Here is a 5,744-nt window from a genome sequence, read left to right as displayed (position 1 = left end):
TCGCCTGCAGGTCAGCATGGTAAGACGAACGGACGAACGGTCCGCAGGCCGCATGGGTAAAGCCCATCGCCATGGCTTCCGCTTTCATCTCTTCAAATTCGTCCGGGCTGACATAGCGCTGAACGGGCAGATGGTGACGGCTCGGCTGCAGATACTGTCCCAGCGTCAGCATAGTCACGCCGTGACGACGCAGATCGCGCATCACTTCAATGATTTCCGCATTCGTCTCACCGAGACCCACCATCAGACCGGATTTGGTCGGGATCTCCGGATGCGCTTCTTTAAAGCGTTCCAGTAATTTGAGCGACCAGTTGTAGTCAGCGCCCGGGCGAACCTGACGATAAATGCGCGGCACGTTCTCAAGGTTATGGTTGAAAACGTCCGGCGGAGTGGCGGTCAGAATTTCCAGAGCACGATCCATACGACCGCGGAAGTCGGGGACCAGCGTTTCAATCTTAATCGTAGGACTTTTCTCACGAATAGCGGCAATGCAATCGGCAAAGTGCTGAGCGCCACCGTCACGCAGGTCATCACGGTCAACTGAGGTGATAACGACATAGCGCAGGGCCATGTCGGCAATCGTTTGTGCCAGCTTAACCGGTTCGTTGGCGTCCGGCGCTACAGGTCGGCCGTGGGCCACATCACAGAACGGGCAGCGACGGGTACAAATAGCGCCGAGGATCATAAACGTGGCGGTACCGTGGTTGAAACACTCCGCCAGGTTTGGGCAAGAGGCTTCTTCACAAACAGAATGCAGGCCATTCTTACGCATTGCTGCTTTGATGCCCTGGATACGAGTGGAGTCCGCTGGAAGCTTAATTTTCATCCATTCCGGCTTGCGCAGCAGGGCTTCGCGCTCTGTTGCCACATTTTTGACCGGGATAAGGGCCATCTTATCGGCATCGCGGTATTTAACACCGCGTTCCATCACAATGGGTTTACTCATAGCGTACGTGTTCCAGTTGCGAATAACGAGGGAAAGCGTTTCGATTCAAGGGAATGTTGTATTTATCAACTATTTTTGAATTCACTACACGCAGTATATCATTTAAACGGGCCTGAAAGCAGCCTGAGCGACCGGCAAAATGTAAAATAGTTGTTGTTTTGTGCCATTTGCCTGGCATCAGTTTTGACCTGGTCGCAACATTTCTTTTTCAGAAGGCGTCGCGGATCACTGCGATGACGTTCTCCAGTACCGGATCGCGTAAGCTCAGCTTGTTGTAATGCAGTGAGAAGTCGATTTTCTCATGGTTCAGGGATGGATGGGGGATCCGCTGAAGCGGCCAGCAGTGGCTGAACAGCGTGAAGAAGCGCGCGGGCATAATACCCACCAGATCGCTGTGAGCAATGAGTGATGCCAGCGTGAAAATGTTGTAGCTGCTAAAGCTGATTTGCCGATCGGGGAACAATTCCTGGATACGTTGGCGCAGGAGCGTGAAGCTTTGTCCTTCGATCATCAGCAGACTATGTTCAGCGTCATCGAGGGCTTCGGGGGTCAGGGTACGCGTCAGGGAAGGGTGGTTCTGGCGGCAGACCAGTTCGATTTTGTCAGAAAACAGAACATGGTTCTCTACTGCGCGGTTGCTGTAGATGTGGTTATCAATAATCAAATCACTCTGAAACTGACTGAGTTGCGTTTCGGCATCATGGACGGGAATGTTACGCAGATGCAGTTGTGGATGGCTCGTTTTGATGGCGTGATAAATTGTCGGCATGACCAGCGCGCCGATAGACGGAGTGGTCCCGATAGTTATCGTCCGTTGTTTATCGTAGCTGCCGGTGAGATCCAGCGCGCCGAGAATGGATTCCAGCCCCTGGCTGATATATTCATGCAGATGGGTGGCATAAGTCGTGGGCGTCACGCCCTGGCCTTTTCGAATAAACAGGGGATCGGGAAATATTGTGCGCAGTTTCTGAATGGACTGGCTGATCGCTGAGGGAGTCAGATTGAGAACTTTCGCGGCGTTGACGATTCCTTTATGAACATAAACGGCTTCAAAAATAGTCAGCAGGTTCAGGTCTATATTTCTCAGCGTTCTGAAAATTTGCGGCTTATCTTCGGGTCGGTGTTCGTAGAAATGTCCTTTCGGCTTACTATTTTCACTCACGTTCTAACTCCAATTTAATTCACTTTATAAATAATAGTGATGCTTGTATTTGTTGTAAGCATGCGTTTTGCACCACTATTGTTCATCTCGCGGTATCGATAACCTTTTTTATAGCAATGGATTGAAGGTTTAACGTTCGTATAAAGAAAAATCCTACGTCGCTTTTATGACGGAGAAAAATCGTTAAAAATTCAAACTAAGACAAACAGAAAATATAGAAACCAGGAGACATTGTAAAGCATTTGAGCCGGAAGGGTGACAATGGCCCCCGATTTTTTGGGCCATTGCATTCAATAAGTTAAGCGGAAATATATTCGTAAGGGGGATTATTTAGCAGTGCTAAAATATTGGCTAATAATCGTGGTCGGATATTATCTGTCGTGGCCTGGCTATCCCATTGAGATATTTTTGCCATTTCCATGCCGGCATAACCGCAGGGATTAATTCGTAAGAAAGGCGAGAGATCCATATTAACGTTTAATGCCAGTCCATGGAATGAGCAACCGCGACGAATACGCAAACCGAGGGAACATATTTTCTTTTCACCGACATAAACGCCAGGGGCATCTGCACGCGGGTGAGCGTCAATATCCAGTTCAGACAGAGTATTCACGACAGTCTGTTCCAGCAACGTGACCAATTCCCGCACGCCCAGTTTACGTCGCTTCAGGTTCAACAAAACGTACATAACCTGTTGACCTGGCCCATGGTAAGTGACCTGCCCACCGCGATCGCTTTGAATGACCGGAATATCGCCGGGCATTAATACATGTTCCGCTTTCCCTGCCTGACCCTGGGTGAAAACCGGATAGTGCTCAACCAGCCAGATTTCATCGGGAGTCTGTTCATCGCGGGTGTTGGTAAAGTCGTGCATGGCCTGGGAGACGGGTTCGTAGGGTTGAAGACCGAGCTGGCGGACCAGTATTTTATCCTGAGACAAAACAGCATCTCCGTAGAGAAGTAATCAATGGGGGAGGGAAGTATATCACAGTGAAGAGGAGGCGAGGTGGGCGCCCGAACATGGTCGGGGCCCGAACCTGTATTACAGAACCATACGGACGATTTCGATGTTACCGAGTTCTTCGTACAGCGTTTCAACCTGCTCAATATGGGTCGCGTTGATGGTAATCGAGACCGAGTGGTAATTGCCTTTGCTGCTGGGTTTTACCGTCGGAGAGTAATCACCTGGCGCATGGCGCTGTACCACTTCAACCACCTGTTCAACCAGCTCAGGTAACGCCTGCCCCATAACTTTGTAAGTAAAAGGAGTAGGGAATTCAAGCAGTTCGTTAAGTTTGGTTTTCATGTCAGCTCCGGCGTAACGTAAATAAATAACAACTCCCGCCAGAGGGCGGGAGTTTTACTGATGCTTAGTATATGGGGATGGAAATCACACTTTCAAGTGTTCAATTTTTAACCAAACCAGTGATGGAACATTAACTTAATGTAATCAATGATTTTGCTGAAGAAGTTACCTTCCGGGATTTCCTGCAGCACGACCAGAGGGCGCTGCTCAATGGTTTTACCGTCAAGCTGGAAGTTGATGGTACCGACCACCTGATTTTTCTGCAGCGGCGCATGCAGCTCCGTGCTGTTCAGTACATAGCTGGCTTTCAGGTCTTTCATACGGCCACGCGGAATGGTCAGATACACATCTTTATCAACCCCTAAGGAGGCGCGATCGGTATCACCAAACCAGGACGGTTCAGAGGCGAATTCTTTGCCTGCTTTCAGGGGGTTAACCGTTTCGAAGAAACGGAAACCCCAGGTCAGTAGTTTTTTGCTTTCCGTTTCACGTCCTTTATAGGTACGCCCGCCCATGACTGCGGAGATCAAACGCATCTGACCTTCGGTCGCCGAGGCCACCAGGTTGTAGCCTGCTTTATCGGTATGACCGGTCTTGATGCCATCTACTTTCAGGCTGTTGTCCCACAGCAAACCGTTACGGTTCAACTGACGGATGCCGTTAAAGGTGAACTCTTTCTCTTTATAGACGGAATATTCGTTAGGAACGTCGCGGATTAGCGCTTGTCCAATCAGCGCCATATCACGAGCGGAACTGTACTGACCGTCGGCATCCAGACCGTGAACCGTCTGGAAATGGGTATTTTTCAGACCCAGCGCATTCACATAGCTGTTCATCAGACCGACAAACGCATCCTGACTGCCCGCCGCAAAGTCAGCCATCGCGACGCAGGCGTCGTTACCAGACTGCAGGTTAATCCCGCGAATCAGTTGCGATACCGGAACCTGCATACCCGGCTTCAGGAACATCAGCGATGAGCCTTTAAAGACCGGATTACCCGTGGCCCAGGCATCATTACCGATAGTGACCAGATCCGTTTCTTTAAATTTGCCCGCTTTCATTGCCTGACCGATAACGTAACTGGTCATCATTTTGGTCAGACTGGCCGGGTCGCGACGCGTATCGGCGTTTTGTTCCGCCAGCACTTTACCGGAGTTATAGTCAATGAGGATGTAAGACTCCGCGTCGATCTGCGGAACACCCGGGATCATGGTTTTGATATTCAGGTCATCGGCATGCGCGCCTGAAATAGCGGCTGTACAAAGAGCCGTGGTGAGCGCCATGCGCTGCAGGAAACGAGCGGAAAAAGTGGTCTTCATGGTCTGAACTACGACGTCCGTGATGGAATTAAAAAAAGTGCCCTACTATAGCAAATGCAATACCGGCAGGCATCTGACTTTCCGCATGACTTTGTTAACGTAGTTAACGTCATTTACAGAAATTGACACTTCAGATGCCCTTGTTACGTTACTGTGCGCCGGTAATGAAGGACTGTAATTGGGCTTCAGATTGTAAGCGCTGCTGCAGCGCACTGGCTTGTGCTTTACTGGTGAACGGCCCGAGCTGAATACGCCACACGGCGCCGTTCTGCGTGACGCGTCCAGGTACGCCAAACTGCTGGCCTAAGCGCTGTTGATATTGTTGGGCACGCCCCTGATCGCTCACCGCGCCGACCTGGACTACGTAACTGCCGCTGGCGGAAGCGGCGGCAGGCGCAGCCGTCGCAGCAGGTGTTGCTGCCGGTGCACTGACTGGCGCGCTAACGGGAGCTGCAGCCGCGGGCTGTGGCGCTGGCGTCGGTTCACTGCCTTCCAGTACACCTGCAGCCAGGGTCGTCGGGGCACCCAGGAATCCACTGCTCTGAACCGGTGCGCCGGCATTATCTTCACTTTGCAACGTGGAATTGCTGATGGCGCGAACGTCACCCTGAGGCTGCATCGCTTCCGGTGCGGAGGAGGCGCTGCCCATGCCGCCGCTCAGATCAGGACGTGAGGGCAGGGCATAAGTCTGTTTGGCCACGGTGGTACAGGCCATACCCGGACCAGACAATGAACCATCCTGCGCGACAATAATTGGGTCGATACGTACTTTGGTGTTATTGGAGGTGTTCAGACGGTCGGCAGCGGCACGCGACAGCGAAATCACGCGATCGTTGCCATAGGGACCGCGATCGTTAATGCGCACCACGATCATCCGTCCATTGGCGAGGTTAGTGATCCGCGCATAGCTCGGGATCGGTAACGTCGGATGCGCAGCGGTGAGCTGCATAGGATCGAACGTTTCGCCTGAGGCGGTCAGATTGCTACCGGGCTCGGCATCGTAGATCGCCG

Annotated in this window: 6 protein-coding genes; all 6 read right to left on the bottom strand. The window is 51.6% G+C overall.

All coding sequences use genetic code 11. From position 1 onward, the window contains the following. Positions 1–946 (bottom strand): lipoyl synthase (gene lipA / locus AB7E14_RS19600; protein ID WP_428169826.1); only part of this gene is annotated, 946 nt, incomplete at its 3' end. A gap of 208 nt (positions 947–1,154) precedes the next feature. Further along, positions 1,155–2,108 carry a YbeF family transcriptional regulator gene (locus AB7E14_RS19595; RefSeq protein WP_044256603.1) on the bottom strand — a complete coding sequence of 318 codons (954 nt, stop codon included), beginning with the start codon at positions 2,106–2,108 and terminating at the stop codon, positions 1,155–1,157. 298 nt (positions 2,109–2,406) lie between these two features. After that, positions 2,407–3,048, bottom strand: a complete 642-nt coding sequence (gene lipB / locus AB7E14_RS19590) for a lipoyl(octanoyl) transferase LipB (RefSeq protein WP_058587788.1) — start codon at positions 3,046–3,048, stop codon at positions 2,407–2,409. Positions 3,049–3,150: 102 nt separating this feature from the next. Continuing rightward, on the bottom strand, positions 3,151–3,414 hold the full coding sequence (gene ybeD / locus AB7E14_RS19585; RefSeq protein ID WP_042320704.1) for a DUF493 family protein YbeD: 264 nt from the start codon (positions 3,412–3,414) through the stop codon (positions 3,151–3,153). Between the two features lie 107 nt (positions 3,415–3,521). Beyond that, on the bottom strand, positions 3,522–4,733 hold the full coding sequence (dacA, locus tag AB7E14_RS19580) for a D-alanyl-D-alanine carboxypeptidase DacA (RefSeq protein WP_043001427.1): 1,212 nt from the start codon (positions 4,731–4,733) through the stop codon (positions 3,522–3,524). A 148-nt stretch (positions 4,734–4,881) separates the two neighbouring features. After that, on the bottom strand, positions 4,882–5,744 hold an 863-nt coding region (rlpA, locus tag AB7E14_RS19575), incomplete at its 5' end, for an endolytic peptidoglycan transglycosylase RlpA (RefSeq protein ID WP_428169825.1).

Source organism: Citrobacter sp., assembly GCF_050252275.1.
GTDB lineage: Bacteria > Pseudomonadota > Gammaproteobacteria > Enterobacterales > Enterobacteriaceae > Citrobacter_A > Citrobacter_A amalonaticus.
This window is presented reverse-complemented; position numbering and strand designations above follow the sequence as displayed.